This window comes from Streptococcus mitis (assembly GCF_965111725.1).
In the GTDB taxonomy this organism is placed as follows: Bacteria; Bacillota; Bacilli; order Lactobacillales; family Streptococcaceae; genus Streptococcus; species Streptococcus mitis_DV.
On sequence record NZ_OZ217341.1, the window covers coordinates 1,479,326 to 1,499,453 of the forward strand.

Genomic DNA, 20,128 nt, shown 5'->3' on the forward strand with positions numbered 1-20,128 from the left:
ACTAACCTCCTTTTAGATATAAAATATTAGCCTTTTTATCTTGTCTCAGTTGAAGAAGAAAAATTCCTGTAAATAATAGCAATGAGAGCAAAGGAATAGAAATCACAAACAAATTAAAGCCTAATATTACCGACAATAAAGTGCAAAAAATATAGCTACTAGATAAAATCGAAAAATAAACATGATGAATTTCAAAAAGTGACTTCCCTGCTAATCTCTCAATGAAATAAGTTTTGCGCCCTTGATAGAGGTAAAGAGTGTTCAGTAATACCATCAATAAAATGGAACTCACAAAACTAATCATCATCGCAAAAAATAATATAAATCTATCTGTCTCTACTTTTTGAATTCTATTTTCAAATGAATACATGCCATTTGAAAAACTACCAATACTAGCTGTTAACTTGTATTTAGAAATCAATTCTTTCACTACCTCGGGTTTATCAAAAATATAATGTGCCAAAGAAAATTGGCGAATTGTTCTATTTTCATAAGCAGAACCAAACACAGTAATAATTGGTTCATGAACAAAAGCATTTTGATTCACTAAGTAATTAGCCGAAGTAAAGATTGGGTAAACAAATAGATTTTCACCGCCTTGATAAGTGGCTATCTCAATTTTCTCATTAGGATCTTTCTTTTTTACAGGAGCATCGTCTGGAGCAAAGCCTTTTTGTTCATATCGCAACCAAGCCTTATGTAATTCTGTAAAGTTTGATTCTTGATTCTTTGGTATTAAAACGAGACGATCAAAATCTCCCATCTGTTCAAAGAATGCTTGAGCTTCCATACTCAACTGAATGCCACTTTTTTCAACAAAACGTCGATTCACACGAATTTCATTTGATACCATATCTGGGGTAGGATAATAAGAATTAGCTGAAGAACTCTTTTGAAAAGCAATTCTATCTAAATTTGTATCTATATAAAGGAGATTTGTTTTTTGACTAAGCTCTGAATAAAAAGCTACTTCTGCTTCTCTGTCTTTATTTGACTCTCCAGTATATAATTCATTAGTAGCGAAATAATTAGAATGCTTACTCCATTCGTCTCGTCCTACTTGTAATGTTGACAATTGTTGATTTAAGTTAACAACACCATAAACGCTATACATCACGATTAAAAGAGATAGTAACTGCGTCAAAATAACCAAAATGAACACAAGATGCAAAGGTGCCTTACCTTTTATGGATAGATTAAGAGCTTGCTTTTGTAAAATATGGTAAAAAATATTTGATAAAAAGAAATTTAAAAAAAGTAAAAGAAATAACCAAGAAAGCAAAGGATAAAATACTAGACTTAAGGACAAAATGTTTACAGTTCTAGTAGAGAATAAGAATAAAACTGTCGCTAAATAAACTATACTTGCTATCAATATTAAGAAAATACTATCTTTGCTAATATTTCTCAAAGCAATTTGATATTTCCCTCTACCTGACAATCGTTCTATACTTACAGAACGCAGTTTGTCTATGTAGTCAGCCAGTGTCAGAGTCCCAAAAGCAATTATCAAAACTAATGTAAAAGTAATCGATTGAGGATAAGTCAAAAATACCTTTAACAAAGTCAAACCAGAACTTGATTGTTCAACAATTGCTTGATGTCCTTTTTGGTTTAAAGTTTGTGCTAGTTCCTGTGCACTTAAGTTTCCTCTTACAATCAAATATAAGGTGTCATCAGATGCATTTTGGATTAGGTTTTGATCTTGTTGTAATGGTAAATCTACAGGTAGTTCACCTCCAATTGGTATATAGGTATTTTCTGTCTTTCCCCTAACATTATCCTTTACAGAAACAATCCTACGAGCTAAAACACTCTGTTTATCTTTTGCAATCTCTTCTAAATCCTTCTTAATGGTAGTAGTAGATTTCTCTACAGAAATCATCTTACTGTATCCACCCAACATTTCACTTTTATATTGGCTAATAAAGAAAAGGCTAACAAAAGCAATTAAAACAAAGGAAAAAGTTGCAAGGCTTCGTTTTAGTATGTTATACATAGACTACTCCTTTCTACATTTTTCAAAAGGTTTCTTTCTATCTATTCATGGAGATATTTCAATCCCAACTTCCAATGAAATAATAAAATCCACTTACTACAGCTGTTTAATCATATTTCTCCTTTCCATATCAGTCTTATTTTCTGCTTTTATATTTTTATTATAAGACTTTAAGAAAACGCTGTCAACTATTTATATGCAATTTCTTTATATATGCAATTTCTTTATATAAAAAGACCGGATTGCTCCGACCTTTTCAATAGTTTCTATTCTCACATTCTGTTTTAAGAATAGTTAAGGTTATCTTCAAATAACTAAGCGCCTTATTTCATACGATAAAAATCAATCACTAGACCAGCAGGCCCTTTAACTAATAAGGATTCTGTTCCCCAATCTGTTTCACAAGGACCGTGTAAAATATAGATACCAATCTCTTTCAACCGTTGGTAATTCTGATTTAGATCCTCAACCTCGATGTGAAGAATGATTCCTGACTGAAAATCTTCCAAAGGAATCAAATGATTTTGGGACAACATCAGACAGTGACTGCCAATCGTAAACTGAGCAAAACTGTCATCAACATAATCGGACTTTTTATCCAAAATACGCTCCAAGTCAGCACAAACTTGAGGAACATCTGAAACGATAATATCTAATTGATTTAAATTCATTTACTCTCCTCCATAAAAAGACCGGATTGCTCCGATCTTTTTAAGTTCCACGAAGGAATTATTTAATTGCGCGTGATTGCAACCCTTCTTCTTCCAAGAAGAGACGGAATGGTACGAGTTCTTCTGCTTCGTATTTTTCCTTGAAGGCTTTGATTGCTTCTTCTGAGTGTTGTTTTGGATCCAACTCAAGTACTTCTACTGGAAGTGGACGGTGTGGAGTGATGCGAGCATCGATCACAACAGTTTTACCTTCTTTGTTCAATTTAACAGCTTCTGCAACAACTGCATCGATGTCTTCGATACGGTCAACTGTAAATCCTACAGCACCTTGCGCTTCAGCGATTTTAGCGTAGTCAGCATTAGAGAAGTCACAACCAAACAAGTGTTTGTTTGTGTCTTCGTATTTGTCCTTGATGAAGGCATATTTACCATTTGAGAAGACAACGTTGATAACTGGAAGGTCGTATTGAACGTTTGTGATAACGTCTGGGTAGCACATGTTGAATGCACCGTCACCCATGATGTTCCATACTTGGCGATCTGGATTGTCTTTCTTAGCAGCGATACCACCAGGAAGGGCAATACCCATTGTCGCAAAGAGTGGAGATGTACGCCACATGTTCTTAGGTGTCATGTGAAGGTGACGAGTAGATGTTTGAGTAGTGTCACCTACGTCGATTGAGTAGATAGCGTCTTGATCAGCATGTTTGTTGATTGCATTGTAAACTTGATACAATTGCAATTCACCCTCAGTTTTACCTTCGAGTTTGTTCATGTAATCACGCCAGTTTTGGTTGTTCTTAACGTTTGCACGCCACCATGGAGTTGATTCAACTGGGTTCACTTTGTCAAGGATAGCTTTAGCTGCTTGACCTGCATCACCAAGGATTGAAGCGTCAAGGGCGTGACGTTTACCAAGTTTGTAAGGGTCAATATCCACTTGGATGAATTTTTCAGTGTTCTTGAATGCTTCGTAAACTTCAGCAAATGGGAAGTTTGAACCAAGGAAAAGAACTGTGTCTGCTTCAAAGACCACTTCGTTGGCTGGTTTCCAACCAACACGGTAAGCAGAACCTGTCAAACCTTCATAGTTCCATTCGAAAGCTTCAAAGTTTTTACCAGTTGTGATGATTGGTGCTTTGATTTTACGTGACAATTCAGTAATCACTTCACCAGCTTTAACACCACCGTAACCAGCATAGATAACTGGACGTTCAGCATTGTTCAAGATTTCAACAGCTTTATCGATTTCAACTTCGTTCAAAGCAGGAGCGATAAATGAACGCTCGTATGAACCTGATCCATAGTATGAGTTTTCGTCGATTTCTTGGAAACCAAAGTTTACTGGGATTTCAACAACAGCTGGACCTTTTTTAGAAACTGCAGCACGGCAAGCTTCGTCAATTACTTTTGGCAATTGCTCAGCGTAAGCTACACGTTTGTTGTAAACAGCGATACCGTTGTACATTGGGTTTTGGTTCAATTCTTGGAAAGCATCCATGTTCAATTCGTTAACTGGACGTGATCCAAGGATCGCTAGGAATGGAGTGTTATCCATAGCTGCATCGTAAACACCGTTAATCAAGTGAGTCGCACCTGGACCACCTGAACCAACTGCAACCCCGAGTGAGCCACCGAATTTAGCTTGCATAACCGCTGCAAGAGCACCTGTTTCTTCGTGGCGAACTTGCAAGAAGCGGATATCTTTTTCTTCAGCCAAAGCGTCCATCAATGAGCTGAGTGTTCCTGATGGGATACCGTAGATTGTATCTACGCCCCATGTTTTCAATACGTTAAGCATTGCTGCAGATGCAGTAATTTTCCCTTGAGTCATAGTGATAACTCTCCTTCAATTTTTTTAGATTTGGAGAATACGATTACATAGAATTGGAAACGTTCTCCAAACTTTTACTATTCCACTGTATCATATTTATGTTGACTTTTCTAAAAATCTGCTCAAAACTCTCTATTCTCTATTCTAATACAGTTTTGAAAGTGCTGTCACTCCTGTTTTATAACAAAGAAATCCAGTCATTACTTTTAGTCTATTTTAGTAAAGTTTAACAGAAGAGAACTGGTCAAAACAGATACAGAACTAAAGGCCATAGCTAGACCTGCTAATTCTGGATTGAGAGCCAGTCCAACACCTGAAAAGACTCCTGCTGCAATCGGAATTCCGACGACATTGTAGATAAAGGCCCAGAAAAGATTGAGCAGAATACGATTAAAAGTTTTCTTACTCATATCAAAGGCACGAACCACTCCTAGGAGGTTATTGGTTGTCAACACCAAATCTGCTGATTCGATGGCGATATCTGTTCCAGCACCCATGGCAATCCCCACATCCGCTACACTGAGGGCAGGAGCGTCATTGATACCGTCCCCAACAAATGCTACTTTGCCAGTCGCTTGTAGCTTATGGATTTCATGAGCTTTTTCTTCTGGCAAGACACCTGCAATGACCTCTTCGATTCCGATTTGATCTGCAATAGCACGCGCCACTCCTGCATTGTCTCCTGTCAGCATGACTGTTTTAAGACCTCGTTTTTTCAACTGACTGATGGCAAGCTTAGCATTTCCCTTAGGAATATCTTGCAGAGCAAGCAAGCCTTTGATTTTATTGTCAACAGCCAAGAACACAACTGTCTTAGCTTCTTTTTCCAGTTCTTCTAGTTTATCTTGATAATTACTTGAAATATCCATGCCATCCAGCATTTTAGCATTTCCAAGCAGAACTTGTTTCCCATTGATTTGTCCTGAGACACCTTTTCCGTGCAAGGCTTGGAAATTTTCAACAGTGTGAAACTCAAGTCCAGCTTCACTCGCTCGTTTCACAACGGCTTCAGCCAGTGGGTGTTGAGAAGCTTCTTCCAAGGAGGCTGCTAAACCAAGCACTTCTGTCTCGTCGCCGATGATATCTGTGACCACAGGTTTCCCTTCCGTCAAGGTCCCTGTTTTATCAAAGACAAGAGTTTGAACTTTCTGGATTTCCTGTAGAACCATTCCATTTTTGAGGAGAACTCCCATCTTGGCACTGCGTCCTGTCCCCACCATAAGAGCTGTCGGTGTTGCAAGTCCCAAGGCACAAGGGCAGGCAATAATCAGAACAGCCACCCCATAGAGAAGAGAAGAGACAAAACTCGCTCCAAGCACAACTACACTATCCCTGAGCAAGACGAACCAAACCCAAAAGGTCACAATCCCTAAAATGACAACTGCTGGGACAAAAATGCCTGAAATTTTATCCGTCAAGTCCTGAATCGGCGCACGACTGGTCTGAGCTTTCTTCACAAAATCGACAATCTGAGCCAAAACAGTCTCTGAACCAACTTTTTCTGCTCTAAAAACAAGTGTTCCACTATTATTGATGGTTGAACCAATGACGGTATCTCCACCTGTCTTGTCCACAGGCAGACTCTCACCTGTCACCATAGACTCGTCAATACTAGAAATACCTTCTACTACGACACCATCAACCGCAATCTTTTCACCGGGACGCACTCGAATCAGGTCACCTACCTTGACTTGTTCCAAGGGGACTTGAACATAATTATCCTCACGCAAGACTTCTGCAGTTTTAGCCTGCAAGTCAAGTAATTTCTCCACAGCTTGGGAAGTATTTTTCCGCATTTTCTCCTCAAAAACGGCTCCCATAAGAACGAAGAAGAAGATAAATGCAGCACTTTCAAAATAAACAGGGAGGCCAGCGAAGAGGGCAACTAAGCTATAGAAATAGGCCACTAGGGTTCCCAGAGCCACCAAGGTATCCATGTTGGCATTGTGCTTTTTAAAACTAGCCCAAGCACTTTGGATATAAGGACCACCTGCTACTAGCATAATCGGTGTTGTGGCTAAAAAGGTGCCCCAACGCATGACTTGGTGACTAATTCCTCCTGTCGACATCCCAATCATGAGAATCACAAGAGGCACAGTAAAGATACTAGTAATCCAAAAACGCTGTAAAAGGGATAGAGATTTTCGAGTCTTCTCAACTACGGTATAACTCCCCTTTTGCATCTTCATACCACATGAAAATTCATGTTGGCCTAATTCTTGAGGTGTAAAACGAATTGTTTTCTCTTCGTCTACGCCGATTTGTTCTAAGATGCCTTCTTCTTCAAACAGAATTTCCTTGTAACAGTTTGAAGGTGTCACACGGTGAAAGGTGATCTCAGCAGGAACTCCTTTTTGCAGTTGAATGTGGGCTGGATGGTAGCCTTTGTCTGCCGTGATACGGATTTTTTGAACACCATTTTCAAGACTTGCTTTTACAATTTCAGTCATATCATTCTCCTATTCTACAATCATCTTGCCGTGCATCATATTCATGCCACAAGAGAAACCATACTCTCCAGCCTGCTCAGGCGTGATTTCCACTACATACTCTTCACCCATTGGCAGGTCCGCATGTACACCAAAATCTGGAAAAACAATTTGGTCCAGACAGGGTGAAGGGTCCTTACGGTCAAAGACAATGCGGGCTGACACTGATTTCTTGAGGATAATCAACTCAGGCGTATAGCCTCCCATGACTTCCACTCGAATCTCTTGGTAGCCCTTTTTTTGCTGAGCCTTTTGTCCAGATTTTTCAGGCTTTTTGAAAAACCAAAACAAGATAAACGCGATAAGGGCAATACAAATAATGGTTACAATGCTATTTAACATGACGTCTCCTTTACATACAATTACATTTTACTTTTGTTACAGCGCTTGATTTCTTCTCAGAAATCACAGCTTCCAAGTCTTCCAAGTCAGCCTGAGTAAAATCACATTCAGTAATCAAATCAGCCAACAAGTTCTTAATCCTACGAGAACAAACCTTGTCCTTGATATCTTGGACAAGTAAATCCCGACTTTGGTCCAAAGTTAAAAGGGCTGAATAGACAAAGGACTTGCCCTCTTTTTTTCGAGTCAGACACTCTTTCTCAACCAAACGAGCCAAAAGAGTCTGAATGGTTGACTTAGACCAGTCGAACCGCTCCGCCAGAACCCTAATCAAATCCGTACTAGTCTGCTCTCCTTGCATCCAAATAATCTTCATGACCTGCCATTCTGCATCTGAAATCTGCATTAGCATACCTCCAAAATCTACATTTGTCGATTACAGTTATTAGTATACTCTCAAAATCTACATTTGTCAATTATAAAATCAATCTTTTCTTTGAAAAATAGAATTTTAATCATTTGAAAAACGATTTGCAGTCAAATATTACTATATAAACAATAAAAATATGCTATACTAAAGAAAAAAAGAAAACAACCACTAGGGGTGCGTAAAGCTGAGATTAACGACTGTTAGATCCCTCTGACTCAATCTAGGTAATGCTAGCTGATGGAAGTGGAAATGATAATGGGGACTAGCAGTCTTCTATTACCTTTCTAAAACAGACCAGCTTGTTCTTAAGAATACAAACTTCAGTTGGTTGGGAGGTTTTAGATGACTTATTTACCCGTTGCTTTGACCATTGCAGGGACTGACCCTAGTGGCGGTGCTGGCATTATGGCTGATTTAAAGTCATTCCAAGCTAGAGATGTCTATGGAATGGCCGTTGTAACCAGTCTTGTCGCTCAAAATACCAGAGGCGTTCAACTAATCGAGCACGTTTCTCCTCAAATGTTGAAAGCCCAATTGGACAGTGTCTTTTCTGATATTCCACCTCAGGCTGTAAAAACTGGAATGTTGGCAACTACTGAAATCATGGAAATCATCCAACCCTATCTTAAAAAACTGGATTGTCCCTATGTTCTTGATCCTGTTATGGTTGCTACAAGTGGAGATGCCTTGATCGACTCAAGTGCTAGAGACTATCTCAAAACAAACTTACTACCTCTAGCAACTATTATTACGCCAAATCTTCCTGAGGCAGAAGAGATTGTTGGTTTTTCAATCCATGACCCCGAAGACATGCAGCGTGCCGGTCACCTGATTTTAAAAGAGTTTGGTCCTCAGTCTGTTGTTATCAAAGGCGGCCATCTCGAAGGTGGTGCTAAAGATTTCCTCTTTACCAAGGATGAGCAATTTGTCTGGGAAAGTCTACGAATTCAAACCTGTCACACCCATGGTACTGGATGTACCTTTGCTGCAGTAATTACGGCTGAACTAGCCAAGGGCAAGACTCTCTATCAGGCAGTTGATAAGGCCAAGGCCTTTATTACGAAAGCCATCCAAGATGCTCCTCAACTCGGTCATGGTTCTGGCCCAGTCAACCATACAACTTTTAAAGATTAAGAAAAAAACTCTCTAGTTCCCACTTTAAGGGAATTAGAGAGTTTTTATACTCTTCGAAAATCTCTTCAAACTACGCCAGCTTTATCTGCAACCTCAAAGCTGTGCTTTGAGCTGACTTCATCAGTCTTATCTAAAACCTCAAGGCAGGGCTTTGAGCAACCTGAGGCTAACTTCCTCTTTGATTTTCATTGAGTATTAGTTAGGAAATAATGTCATGCAACTTTGTTAAAAAGGCTTGCGTTTTTGCCTCAATATCTTCTGCCTGCATCAGATCGCGTACGACTGCTACTCCAGCTATACCCGTTCCGATAAGTTGGTCAATATTTTCTGATGTCAAGCCGCCAATGGCAACTACTGGAATGGCGACCGTTTGGCAAATTGTTTTCAAGGTTGAAATCAGGGTGATAGGCGCATTTTCCTTGGTCGTGGTTGGGAAAATGGCTCCTGTACCCAAGTAATCTGCACCGGATGTTTCTGCTTCCAGAGCTCTTTTTATTGTTTTAGCAGTTACACCGAGGATTTTTTCAGGTCCCAAGACTTGTCGGGCAACCGAAACTGGTAGTTCATCGTCTCCGATATGCAGACCAGCAGCATCAACCGCAAGACATACATCCAACCGATCATCGATTATCAAGGGTACCTGATAGGCATCTGTTATTTCCTTGACTTGTTTTGCCAATTGATAATATTGATTGGTTGTAATATTTTTTTCTCGTAATTGGACTATGGTAACACCTGAACGGCAGGCAGTATCAACTTTTGCAAGAAAGCTTTCCACGGAATCTTGATAGCGATTAGTTACCAGATATAGTCTAAGTGCTTCTCTATTCATAAACCTCTCCTTTGATAGCATCTAACCAGTTTTTATCTCTTCTTAGAAGCGAAAGCTGATTGAGTACTCGGTAACGAAATTCTTCCAATCCCATTCCTTGAACAACTATTCTCTCAGCAGCGATATTGAGATAAGAGACCGCTAGGCAAGAAGCTTCAAAAGCAGTCCTTCCTTGGCTGAGAAAAACGGCGGTCAAGGCTCCAATCAAGTCTCCTGTCCCTGTTATCCAGTCCAATTCGTCGCAGCCATTTCCCAATATTGCAACCTGATTCTCCGAAACGATGAGATCCTTGGGGCCAGTAACTAAGAATGACATACCAGGATAAAGCTGACACCAGTCTTTCAAGACTTGAAGTAAATCCTCAGTTTCTTGGTCTTTAGCACTCGCATCGACCCCAACGCCGTGGTGCTTTAAGCCAACAAGACTTCGAATTTCTGACATATTTCCTTTAAGGACCGTAGGTCTATAGTCTAAAAGGTCTTTAACTAAGCTCTTACGAATGGGCGACGCTGATACACCAACCGCATCTACTACCATCGGGAGACAAACTTGAGCTGCATAAGAAGCTGCCATACGGATTGCTTTTTCCTTCTCAGCTGACAAATGCCCCAAATTGATGAAGAGTGCCTGGCTTTGCTTAGTAAAATCAAGAACCTCACGGGAATCATCTGCCATAACTGGTTTACATCCCAAAGCCAAAATCCCATTTGCTAGCATCTCACAAGAAATCTCATTGGTAATACAGTGAATGAGGGAACTAGAGTCTATAGGAAAAGGATTTGTCAATGCCTGCATCAGTCTATCCTTTCAGCAAAGAAATATCCCTGCACTTTTTTAAAGAATTCCTGCTTGATTAAAAATCGAAAGGCAATAAAGGAAATCGCTGTACCGATTAAGGTTGCTCCGAAAAATCGAGGAGTATAGATAAACCAGCTAAGCTTAGCAGCTGATCCTGTAAAGAGTACCATAACAGGATAGGAAACAATAGAACCAATGATACCTGTTCCCAAAATTTCTCCCAAGGCAGAAAAATAAAATTTTCGACCATACTTATAAAAGAGACCTGCAAGGAGGGCTCCAAAAGTCGCTCCTGTGAGAGCTAAAGGAGGAATCCCTTGAGTCGTCATACGGATAAAGGCTGTCACTGTAGCCATAGCCAAGGCATAAACAGGTCCCATCATGATTCCAGCTAGAATATTGATTACACTGGACATCGGTGCCATTCCCTCAATCCGAAAGATAGGCGTAAGGACTACATCAAGGGCAATCATCATAGATAAAATGGTTAATTTGTGAACTTGTAGTTGGTGCTTTCTCATATTCCTATTCTTCTCCTGTTTCTAAAGACTGTAAATCGCTCTTCCATGTCTGGTGTTGGTAGGCCATCTCCCAAAACTTGGCTTCCATATGAACACTGATGTGGAAGGCATCTAGCATTTTTTTCTTGTCTGTCTCATCACTTTCTCGATAGAGCTGATTGACCAGTGCTCCCTCCTCTCTGATCTGCTGCTCCAACTCATCCGTAATATACGTTTCAATCCATTGTTGGTAGAGAGGATTTGGTGATGGTTTAAGATTAAGTGATTTGCCTATATCATGGTATAACCAAGGACAAGGCAGCAAACTTGCAAAGGCAATGGCTAGATTTGCTTCTTCAAATTGACGATAAATGTGAGAAATGTAATGATAGCAGGTGGGAGCGATTGGATGTTGCTCCATTTCCTGATCGCTGATTTCCAATTCCTTGAAAAATTGTTGGCGGATAAATAACTCACCTTCCACTAGACTCTGAGCATTTTGTTTCAAGAGTCTTTTCATCTCTTGGTTTGAAGTCTTATCAGCCAAAAGGTGATAGATTTCTGAGAAGGCCTTCAGATAGTATGCATCCTGAATCAGGTAATAGCGGAAAATCGCAGGGTCTAAATTTCCCTCTTGTAATTGTAAAATAAAGGGATGATGAAAAGAAGCCTGCCAAGCTTCCTTGGATAATTCCATCGCAATATCTGTAAATTCCATAATAACTCCTTTATAAAAATAGACTGGTTTGAAGCAATAAAAAGAAAAGCAGGTAGATGAATATTGTCCTTTGAGGAATATAAAAAGTCCGATAGCTATTCTTCACCTGTGCATGTTCGTCATATCCATGCGCCGATAGAGCTCTCAGGTAAAGATGGCGCCATCTAAAGACCGTCATCAAAACCTTACTGTAAATCAAGGGCGACCAAAAATGTAGTTCTTGACCGCGTAATAAGCAAGCTTCCTTTAGGGACTTGATTTCTTTCTGGATAAGGGGAAAGGAATTGAATACCACAATCAAGGCATAGGCCCATGACCGTGATAACCCCTTTTGAGCCAAGTATAAAAGAAGCTCTTTTAGGGAAATAGAGGAAACAAAGACAAGGCCGATACAAACGGTCACAAAAGCTCTGGTACCAAGTATAACTGCTTGGGAAACATCACCATGCAAATGAACTGCCCAGTAGTTGGCAAAGGATGGCAAAATGGCAAGCAGAATCATCCAAGCCAATACTTTAAATCTACGGTAATAGAGCATAAAGAGAATACAAAATGCGACTACCGAAAGATTCAGAGCAATCGAAGGAATAAAAGATGTTTCCAAGGATAAAATCAGCAAAAAGAGACTGATAATCGGTGTCTGGGTTGCTACTTTGACCATACTATCTCACCTCCCCTTGGATATTGCTACTCTGAGACGTAAGTGGTTTGGTAATTGTCACTGATTTCACATGACGAAGACCCTGACTAGTCATCTCAATCCAATAATCAACCACAGAGATCAAGGGATCTAAACGATGGCTAATGATCAGAAAACTTCTTCCTTGATTTCTCTCCTCCACAATCCACTTGCAAAAATAATGGCAAGCTCTATCATCCAAACCTGCAAAAGGTTCATCTAGCAAGATCACTGAAGCCTTACTGGTCAAGATGGTCAAGAGCTGAAGAATTTTTTGCTGACCACCACTTAATTGATAGGGACTCTTATCAAGCGCCTGCTCCAGATCAAAATATCGTAAAGCTTGGAGTATCCGCTGATTTCTTTCAGAATCAGGTCCATCTAATTGAAGTTCTTCTCGCAGACTGGCTCTGATAAACTGCTTTTCAGCTTCCTGAACAACACCCGTCAGGTCACGATACAAACTCTTTTTCTTTTTCAGGACTGTCCCCTTCCAAGTAATTCGTCCTTTATACTTTTGAAATTGAAGAGTAGACCGAAAGAGGGTTGATTTCCCGACACCATTATCACCCAAAATACAGGAAATTCCTTGGTAAAATGTAAAATCCGCAATCGAAAAGAGGGAGCGATTTCCAAACTCACAAGTCGTTCTATCCATATGGAACAGTTCCGAGCTAGAAGCAACTTTCTTTGAAGTAACCTGTATCATCTCAGAAATAGGGATTTGATTTATTTCCCTTAGTTTTCCGTCTCTTAGCTCCACCATATGGTCGATATAGGCTTCATAATCAGATAAATCATGGTCGCACAAAATAACTGTCTTCCCCTTAGAGACCAACTCTTTTAGAATCTCCAAGATTTCTATCCTACTCTTGCGGTCAATGGAAGCAAAGGGCTCATCCAAGAGATAGACCCTAGGATTCATAGCAAAGAGAACAGCCAAGGCAGCCTTTTGCTTTTCTCCACCTGATAAGTGATGGATGGGACGGTTCAAGATGTCCTTGCAACGACATTGCTGGACAACCTCTGCTATTTTAAAATCAATTTCCTGAAGGTGATAGCCGATATTCTCCAAGGTAAAAATCAACTCCTCAAACAAGCTCTCCATGGTAAATTGATGGTTGGGATTTTGCAAGAGAATACCAACCGTTTGGACACGTTCGACGATAGAAAGCTGACTGACCTCGCTCCCATTTATCAGGACTTGACCGCTATAGGGAAGAGAACTAACTTGGGCAATCATTTGAAAGAGACTAGATTTTCCTGAACCACTGCTCCCAACTAACAAGGTAAAAGCTTGCCCATGAAAAGTAAAATCAATCGGTTCCGAAAAAATTGGGGACTGAATCTCCCGTAATTCCAGCTCCATCTATGCCTTTCCTCCAGTTGCAAACTGATGATAGAGTTTGACAATGGCACGAACCAAGATGGTACAGAAGAAATAAACAGAAATAAAACGTACCACAAGCAAGGAAAGGACAAACGGAAGTGAAAAGGCGTAGTAACCTAACTTAATGTATTCATAGATAAAGCTAACAAGCGTAATCCCAATACTATTAGCAGTTAGAGAGAGCCAACTTTCATAGCGATTTCTAGTTACTATAAAACCAAGTTCACTTCCCAAACCTTGAACCAAGCCGGACAAAAGGGCACCTAGACCGAATTGGCTACCATAAAGGACTTCAGCAAGCGCAGCTAGCACTTCTCCAATCGTCGCACTTCCCACTCTTGGAACAAAGATAGCAGCGATGGGCGCAGCCATACACCAGAGACCAAAGAGGATTTCATTGGCAAAAGCCTGTAAACCAAGAGGGGCTAAAATCAGAGTGAGGATATCAAACAGATAGCCCGAGCCCACAAAAACGCCACCAAAAAAGATAGACAAGAAAGCAAGCAAGATAACATCTTTTAAACGCCATTTTTTAAACATAAAAACTCCTTTTAAGACAATAGGGCATTTAAGAGAGACCTGCCATCATACTCTGCATCTAGTCTATCTAGTAAAAAATAAAAAACTCTAATCACACACAAGAATTAGAGTTTTGCTTACAAGATTAGATCGTTCATTTCGGCATACGAAAAAAACGTTTCACATTTCCCTTCGACAGTCTTAACTGTATCAGGTTCAATGGGTATCATCTCAGCCTAAAGCACCCCAAATGTCTTTATTATTTAATTACTATACCAGTATAACAAAAATTGAAAGCCCTAGCAAGATATGTGACTGGAAAATATATTTTATTTGTTACTTATTTTAATTTACATAAAAGGATTGAATTTGTCCTATAATTCGTAACCAATATCAAAAAAGGCTAATTCTAAAGCGACCGCTTGATTCCAGCGTTGCTGAAGTTCTGTCAAATCTTCTCGACCTTTTCCGACACGATTGAGTTCGTCAACCAGAAATTGAACCCACTCTGCAAAGAAAGGACCTCTGTGGAGATTGATCCATTCCGAATGAATATAGGCTTCAGGTAGAGCCAAATCTTTAGAACCCCAGTCTAAATAGAGACCTTCTGCAATGACCAGCATGACCAAAAGATGGGCATAGTCTGATGAAGCCACTGCCGAATACATCAGATCCTGAAAGGCTTTTGTTACAGGGTGCAAGGTCACTTCCAGATAATCATTCTCAGATACTTTTAAGTCTTTGAAAGCCTTTTGGAAATAACCATCTTCATCTGCTTCAAGAAAGCCTAGTTGCTTGGCAAAACGAAGTTTGGATTCAAGCTGGTCTGCGTGAGCTACGCAGGCACCCAGCATGGATAAGAAGGCATCAAAGAAGTGATAATCTTGAATTAGGTAGTCTTTTAAGACCTTATTCTTAATTGTCCCTGCAAAAAGTTCCTTGACAAAACGATGATTGACAGCAGCCTGCCAATCCTTCTGACTATTTTTTAATAATTCTCCAACAGTCAAACCTGGCTGAAATGCATAAACCTGTGTTTCCATATTTATTTTTCCTCTCTTTACTCGTTCATAATCAACAAAACATCAAGAAAATCCTAGTTTTACTTGACCTTTTTAAAGAAAAGTGGGGCATACAAGGTGAGCTACCTAAATGCTTTGTATCGCCTTTATCCAGCTTATATAAACAAAAAAACTCCAATTACAATCAAGAATTAGAGTTTAGCTTACAAGATTAGATTGTTCATTTCGCCATACGAAAAAAACTGTTCACATTTCCCTTCGCCAGTATTAACTGTATCAGGTTCAATGGGTATCATCTCAGCCTAAAGCACCCCAAATGTCTTTATTATTTAATTACTGCACCAGTATAGCAAAAAATGAAAGCCCTAGCAAGATATTTGACCGAAAAATATCTTTATGTAGTTTTTGATAGCGATTTATTCTTCCAATACACGAAGAAAAACCTCCACATCAAGTGGAGGCAATCTCTTTTATCAATACAATTTTAAGTCACGAGGATCAACTGGGAAGGTTGGGTTGTATGGGTTATGACGAAGTTTAAAGTGTTTAACATCTTCAATAGTCTGAGTTCCAGACAACTGCATAACTGTCTTCAATTCTGCATTCAAGTGTTCAAAGACTTGACGCACACCAACACTACCGCCGAGGGCCAAGCCATAGATAACCGGGCGACCAATAGCTACCAAGTCTGCACCTGAAGCCAAGGCTTTAAAGACGTGTTGACCACGACGAACACCAGAGTCAAAGACGATTGGTACGCGTTTATCAACCGCTTCTGCCACTTCTTGAAGCGAGTCAAAGGCAGCTGGTCCACCGTCGATTTGACGACCACCGTGGTTGGTTACCCAGATACCAGAAGCTCCTGCAGCAAGCGAACGTTCAACGTCCTCACGGCATTGTGGTCCCTTGACATACACAGGAAGACCAGAGTATTCAGCGATAAATTCTACATCGCGTGGAGACAAGCGTTGTTTAGCTGATTTGTAAACAAAGTCCATTGATTTTCCAGCACCTTCTGGCAGGTATTCTTCAACAATCGGCATGCCAACTGGGAAGACAAAACCATTACGCTTATCAACCTCACGATTGCCCCCTACAGTAGCATCTGCCGTCAAGACAATCGCTTTATAACCTTCAGCTTTCACACGGTCCATGATGTGGCGATTGATTCCATCATCTTTACTAAAGTAAAATTGGAACCAATGAGGTGTCCCTTGAAGGGCTTCAGAAATCTCTGGAAGGTCGACAGTAGAGTAAGAGCTGGTTGTATAGAGGGACCCAAACTCATGCACACCACGCGCAGTTGCCACTTCACCTTGTTCATTTGCCAATTTATGAGCCGCAACAGGCGCCATAATGATTGGTGAAGACAATTTTTCACCTGCAAATTCAATCTCTGTACTTGGATTTTCTACATTGCAAAGCGTATGCGGAACGATGAGTTTGTGGTTAAAGGCGCGGATATTCTCTCTTAAAGTGAAAGTATCTTCCGCTCCACTAGCGATATAACCAAATGCTGCTTTAGGGATCACTTGTTGCGCCATGGGCTCCAAATCATAGGTATTGATGAAATCTACATGACCTTCTGCATTGCTTGTTTTGTATGACATAAACTGTCCTCCTTGATTAAGTAAGCGTTTGCTTTTTACTATACAACTATAATAACTCTTTTTTCAATCATTTTCAAGAGTTTTGCTTAAAAACCATCTTATTTTTTCATACAATATACTATCCCTACTTTCCTTAAACTCTAAACTTTAGTCTACATTAAGTGAATCGTTAAGATTTTTTGCTGCCAGGCATTTGAACTACTTTTTTATTTGCTGATTCTATCTACTAATGCTATAAAAAAACAAGTGAATAAGACACCAGAACATCCTCTAATAGGGACTATGGACTTATATCAGTCCCATATATACTGTTTAAGCAAGATACTATCCTAGTTGACGCTAACTTCTTATCCCACTTATTAATTTTTTATTTATAGTGAATCTGAACAAATCAATTGGGGGATCCAAGTCAATTTCTAGTACTTTTTGAAAAGTTTCAGAGTACTATCGTAAAATGAAATAAAACATGCGCAAATTGATTAGGGAATTTAAACCAATTTCTAACAATGTCTTAGAAGTCAAAGTGTACTATTTCAACTTCAATACACTATACTTCATTTTCTCCTTAAATTCAGTCTCTTTTTTCATCAAAAAATCCCCTGGCAAGTACCAGAGGATAAGAGCTTATTTCATTGTTGGGAAGAGCAATACATCACGGATAGTGGTTGTATCAGTGAGAAGCATGCAGAGACGGTCGATACCGATTCCCAAACCACCTGTTGGTGGCATACCGTATTCAAGAGCTTCAATGTAGTCATAGTCGATACCGGTCGCTTCATCGTCACCAAGTTCTTTTGCTTTTGCTTGGGCTTCGAAACGGCTAAGCTGGTCGATTGGATCGTTGAGCTCAGTAAAGGCATTACCGTACTCCTTGGTCATGATGAAGAGTTCGAAACGGTCAGTAAAGCGTTGGTCTTCAGGATTTTTCTTAGCCAGTGGAGATACAGCTACTGGATGTCCATAGACAAAGGTTGGTTGGATCAAGGTTTCTTCAACAAACTCTTCAAAGAAGGCATTGATGATGTGGCCAACTTCAGTGTAGTGTTTCTCAACTGGAACTTTCTTCTCAGCAGCGATAGCTTTAGCTTCTTCCAAAGTCATGTCTTGCCAGAAATCGACGCCAGTAATTTCTTTGATAGCATCCACCATGTGAACACGTTTAAATGGTTCATTGATTTTGATTTCAGTACCTTGGTAGTTGACTGGACCATCGCCTTTAACTGATTTAGCAGCATGTTGGATAATGCCTTCCGTCAAGTCCATGATGTCTTGGAAGTCTGCATAAGCTTGGTAGACTTCGATAGAAGTAAATTCAGGGTTATGAGTAGCGTCCATTCCTTCATTACGGAAGATACGGCCAATTTCATAGACACGTTCCATACCACCAACGATAAGGCGTTTCAAGTGAAGCTCAGTCGCGATACGAAGCACCATGTCAATGTTTTGGGCATTGTGGTGGGTGATAAATGGACGGGCAGAAGCACCACCGGCTTCGTTGTGAAGAACAGGTGTTTCCACTTCAAGGAAACCTTTTTGGTCAAGGTAACGACGAATTTCAGAGATGATTTTTGAACGAGTGACAAAGCGTTCAAAGCTTTCACGGTTAGAAATCAAGTCAAGGTAACGTTTACGGTAAATTGTTTCAACGTCTGTCAAACCATGGAATTTCTCAGGAAGAGGACGAAGGGCCTTAGACAAGTGTGTGATGTGAGTAGCCTTGATAGAGAGTTCTCCCATATCCGTACGCATCACTTCACCTTCGACACCAAGGAAGTCACCAAGGTCTGCTTTCTTGAAGATTTCGTAGTTTTCTTCACCGACAGCATCCTTACGAACGTAGATCTGGATTTGACCTTCGCGGTCTTGAAGGTGGGCAAAGCCTACTTTACCTTTACCACGTTTAGTTACCAAGCGTCCTGCGATAGTAGCTGTTTCGTTTTTATCGTGTAATTGTTCTTTATCGAGGTCAGCATATTTATCTTTTAATTCTTGTGAATTTGCAGTGCGTTCAAAGCGTTTTCCGAAAGGATCAATTCCTTGTTCACGGAGCGCAGCCATTTTTTCACGGCGAACGATCTGCTGGTCATTTAGTTCTTCCATATGTTCTGTAGACATGGGATCCTCCTAGTTTTACTCAAAATTGAATACGATGAGTCATTTTTTGCGATACTCCCATTTTATCATAAATAGCCAAGAAATTCACGGATAATCTTTCAAAACTAAAAAGAACTTGACGCCAAAATCACTGAAAAGACTGGGATAAGCAAGAAATTCCAAAATCTCAGAAAAGGAAATCTGACCATGTTTATGGATTATACTTTAACCCTTGTAACTTTCATGACGTGTGCTACTTTTTATATAAGAGCAAGCCAAGCAAATCTAAAACTGAAACAATTGACGTAAAAAATATTAACAACTTGAATCTTGTCATTCATACACCTGATATGACAGAATAGTATAATTTTTAACCTTTTAGTCTTTTGATTTTTTACACCTCTTGCCAATTTTCTTGGTCTTCTTTAAATCGTTTTAGAAGGTCGAGTCCTTCTGGTGTGATGTAACCTTCTTCTTGGGCTAGATGGATAAGCTCGCTATAGTTTGAAAGTGTTACCAATTTCACACCGACATCTGAGAAGTTCTTATCTGCTTCTGGCAATTGGTAACTGAAAATCGCTACAACTCCGAGAACCTCTGCTCCTTCTCGTTTAGCGGCTGCTACGGCCTCGAGAACAGAGCCACCTGTTGAAATAAGGTCTTCAACCACTACCATCTTTTGCCCCTGAGCTACCCGACCTTCAATTTGGTTGCCTGCTCCGTGGTCTTTTGGTTTGCTACGGATATAGGCAAATGGCAGATTCATCTTATCAGCAATAATAGCTCCGTGAGGAATCCCTGCTGTCGCAGTTCCTGCAATCACCTCAACCTCAGGAAAGGCTTCTTTAATAGCATCCACAAAGCCATTTTCAATGAGGGTACGAGTTTCTGGATAGGCTAGTGTCACACGATTATCAGTGTAAATCGGTGACTTGATACCAGATGCCCAAGTGAAAGGCTCCTCTGGTTTGAGGTAAACGGCTTGGATTTTCAAGAGGTGGCTAGCGATATCTTTAGCAAGTGTCATGGTATTCTCCTTTTATTTTTCTAATCTAGTTCTTTAATT

Annotated in this window: 18 protein-coding genes and 3 riboswitches; of the genes, 1 reads left to right on the plus strand and 17 read right to left on the minus strand. The window is 40.0% G+C overall.

The genetic code is table 11. The features are described 5' to 3' along the window. Position 1 precedes the first annotated feature (1 nt). From ACLV7Q_RS07340 to ACLV7Q_RS07365, 6 genes are all read right to left on the minus strand, one after another. The gene (locus tag ACLV7Q_RS07340; protein ID WP_218757658.1) at positions 2-1,999 is read right to left on the minus strand and encodes a DUF1430 domain-containing protein; all 1,998 of its coding nucleotides are present in this window, start codon (positions 1,997-1,999) and stop codon (positions 2-4) included. A 323-nt stretch (positions 2,000-2,322) separates the two neighbouring features. Then, positions 2,323-2,670, minus strand: a complete 348-nt coding sequence (locus ACLV7Q_RS07345; RefSeq protein ID WP_218757659.1) for a VOC family protein — start codon at positions 2,668-2,670, stop codon at positions 2,323-2,325. 58 nt (positions 2,671-2,728) lie between these two features. Then, positions 2,729-4,504, minus strand: a complete 1,776-nt coding sequence (gene spxB, locus ACLV7Q_RS07350) for a pyruvate oxidase (protein WP_218757660.1) — start codon at positions 4,502-4,504, stop codon at positions 2,729-2,731. 206 nt (positions 4,505-4,710) lie between these two features. Continuing rightward, positions 4,711-6,954 carry a heavy metal translocating P-type ATPase gene (locus tag ACLV7Q_RS07355; RefSeq protein WP_218757661.1) on the minus strand — a complete coding sequence of 748 codons (2,244 nt, stop codon included), beginning with the start codon at positions 6,952-6,954 and terminating at the stop codon, positions 4,711-4,713. A 9-nt stretch (positions 6,955-6,963) separates the two neighbouring features. Beyond that, positions 6,964-7,335 (minus strand): cupredoxin domain-containing protein, encoded by a 372-nt coding sequence (locus ACLV7Q_RS07360; RefSeq protein WP_218757662.1) that lies wholly within the window; start codon positions 7,333-7,335, stop codon positions 6,964-6,966. Between the two features lie 10 nt (positions 7,336-7,345). Beyond that, entirely contained in the window at positions 7,346-7,741 is a 396-nt protein-coding gene (locus ACLV7Q_RS07365) for a CopY/TcrY family copper transport repressor (RefSeq protein WP_001167206.1), read from the minus strand. Positions 7,742-7,925: 184 nt separating this feature from the next. Beyond that, positions 7,926-8,024, plus strand: a riboswitch (TPP riboswitch). Between the two features lie 83 nt (positions 8,025-8,107). Here ACLV7Q_RS07365 and thiD point away from each other — a divergent pair. Then, positions 8,108-8,899, plus strand: coding sequence for a bifunctional hydroxymethylpyrimidine kinase/phosphomethylpyrimidine kinase (thiD, locus tag ACLV7Q_RS07370; protein ID WP_218757663.1), 792 nt, complete (start codon positions 8,108-8,110; stop codon positions 8,897-8,899). 199 nt (positions 8,900-9,098) lie between these two features. Here the strand turns inward: thiD and thiE are convergent, their stop codons facing one another. From thiE to pyrE, 11 genes are all read right to left on the minus strand, one after another. Then, entirely contained in the window at positions 9,099-9,731 is a 633-nt protein-coding gene (gene thiE / locus ACLV7Q_RS07375; protein ID WP_218757664.1) for a thiamine phosphate synthase, read from the minus strand. Beyond that, positions 9,724-10,527, minus strand: coding sequence for a hydroxyethylthiazole kinase (locus ACLV7Q_RS07380; protein ID WP_218757665.1), 804 nt, complete (start codon positions 10,525-10,527; stop codon positions 9,724-9,726). The genes thiE and ACLV7Q_RS07380 overlap by 8 nt, the downstream gene beginning before the upstream one ends. After that, positions 10,527-11,051, minus strand: coding sequence for an energy coupling factor transporter S component ThiW (gene thiW, locus ACLV7Q_RS07385; RefSeq protein ID WP_218757666.1), 525 nt, complete (start codon positions 11,049-11,051; stop codon positions 10,527-10,529). The genes ACLV7Q_RS07380 and thiW overlap by 1 nt, the downstream gene beginning before the upstream one ends. Before the next feature lie 4 nt (positions 11,052-11,055). Next, complete coding sequence (gene tenA, locus ACLV7Q_RS07390) at positions 11,056-11,748, minus strand: thiaminase II (RefSeq protein WP_218757667.1); 693 nt, start codon at positions 11,746-11,748, stop codon at positions 11,056-11,058. A 10-nt stretch (positions 11,749-11,758) separates the two neighbouring features. After that, the gene (locus ACLV7Q_RS07395) at positions 11,759-12,409 is read right to left on the minus strand and encodes an energy-coupling factor transporter transmembrane component T (RefSeq protein WP_173213782.1); all 651 of its coding nucleotides are present in this window, start codon (positions 12,407-12,409) and stop codon (positions 11,759-11,761) included. Position 12,410: 1 nt separating this feature from the next. After that, on the minus strand, positions 12,411-13,796 hold the full coding sequence (locus ACLV7Q_RS07400; RefSeq protein WP_218757668.1) for an ATP-binding cassette domain-containing protein: 1,386 nt from the start codon (positions 13,794-13,796) through the stop codon (positions 12,411-12,413). Continuing rightward, entirely contained in the window at positions 13,797-14,357 is a 561-nt protein-coding gene (locus ACLV7Q_RS07405; RefSeq protein WP_218757669.1) for an ECF transporter S component, read from the minus strand. It abuts the gene before it with no gap. Between the two features lie 149 nt (positions 14,358-14,506). Further along, a riboswitch (TPP riboswitch) is annotated at positions 14,507-14,595 on the minus strand. Between the two features lie 115 nt (positions 14,596-14,710). Then, a complete protein-coding gene (locus ACLV7Q_RS07410) occupies positions 14,711-15,379 on the minus strand; it encodes a TenA family protein (RefSeq protein ID WP_218757670.1) in 669 nt (222 codons plus the stop codon). A gap of 215 nt (positions 15,380-15,594) precedes the next feature. Then, positions 15,595-15,683: riboswitch (TPP riboswitch) on the minus strand. A 148-nt stretch (positions 15,684-15,831) separates the two neighbouring features. Continuing rightward, positions 15,832-16,968 (minus strand): L-lactate oxidase, encoded by a 1,137-nt coding sequence (gene lctO, locus ACLV7Q_RS07415; protein WP_049531486.1) that lies wholly within the window; start codon positions 16,966-16,968, stop codon positions 15,832-15,834. Between the two features lie 624 nt (positions 16,969-17,592). After that, entirely contained in the window at positions 17,593-19,083 is a 1,491-nt protein-coding gene (gene lysS, locus ACLV7Q_RS07420) for a lysine--tRNA ligase (RefSeq protein WP_119919981.1), read from the minus strand. 373 nt (positions 19,084-19,456) lie between these two features. Continuing rightward, complete coding sequence (gene pyrE / locus ACLV7Q_RS07425; protein ID WP_218757671.1) at positions 19,457-20,089, minus strand: orotate phosphoribosyltransferase; 633 nt, start codon at positions 20,087-20,089, stop codon at positions 19,457-19,459. Positions 20,090-20,128: the final 39 nt, after the last annotated feature.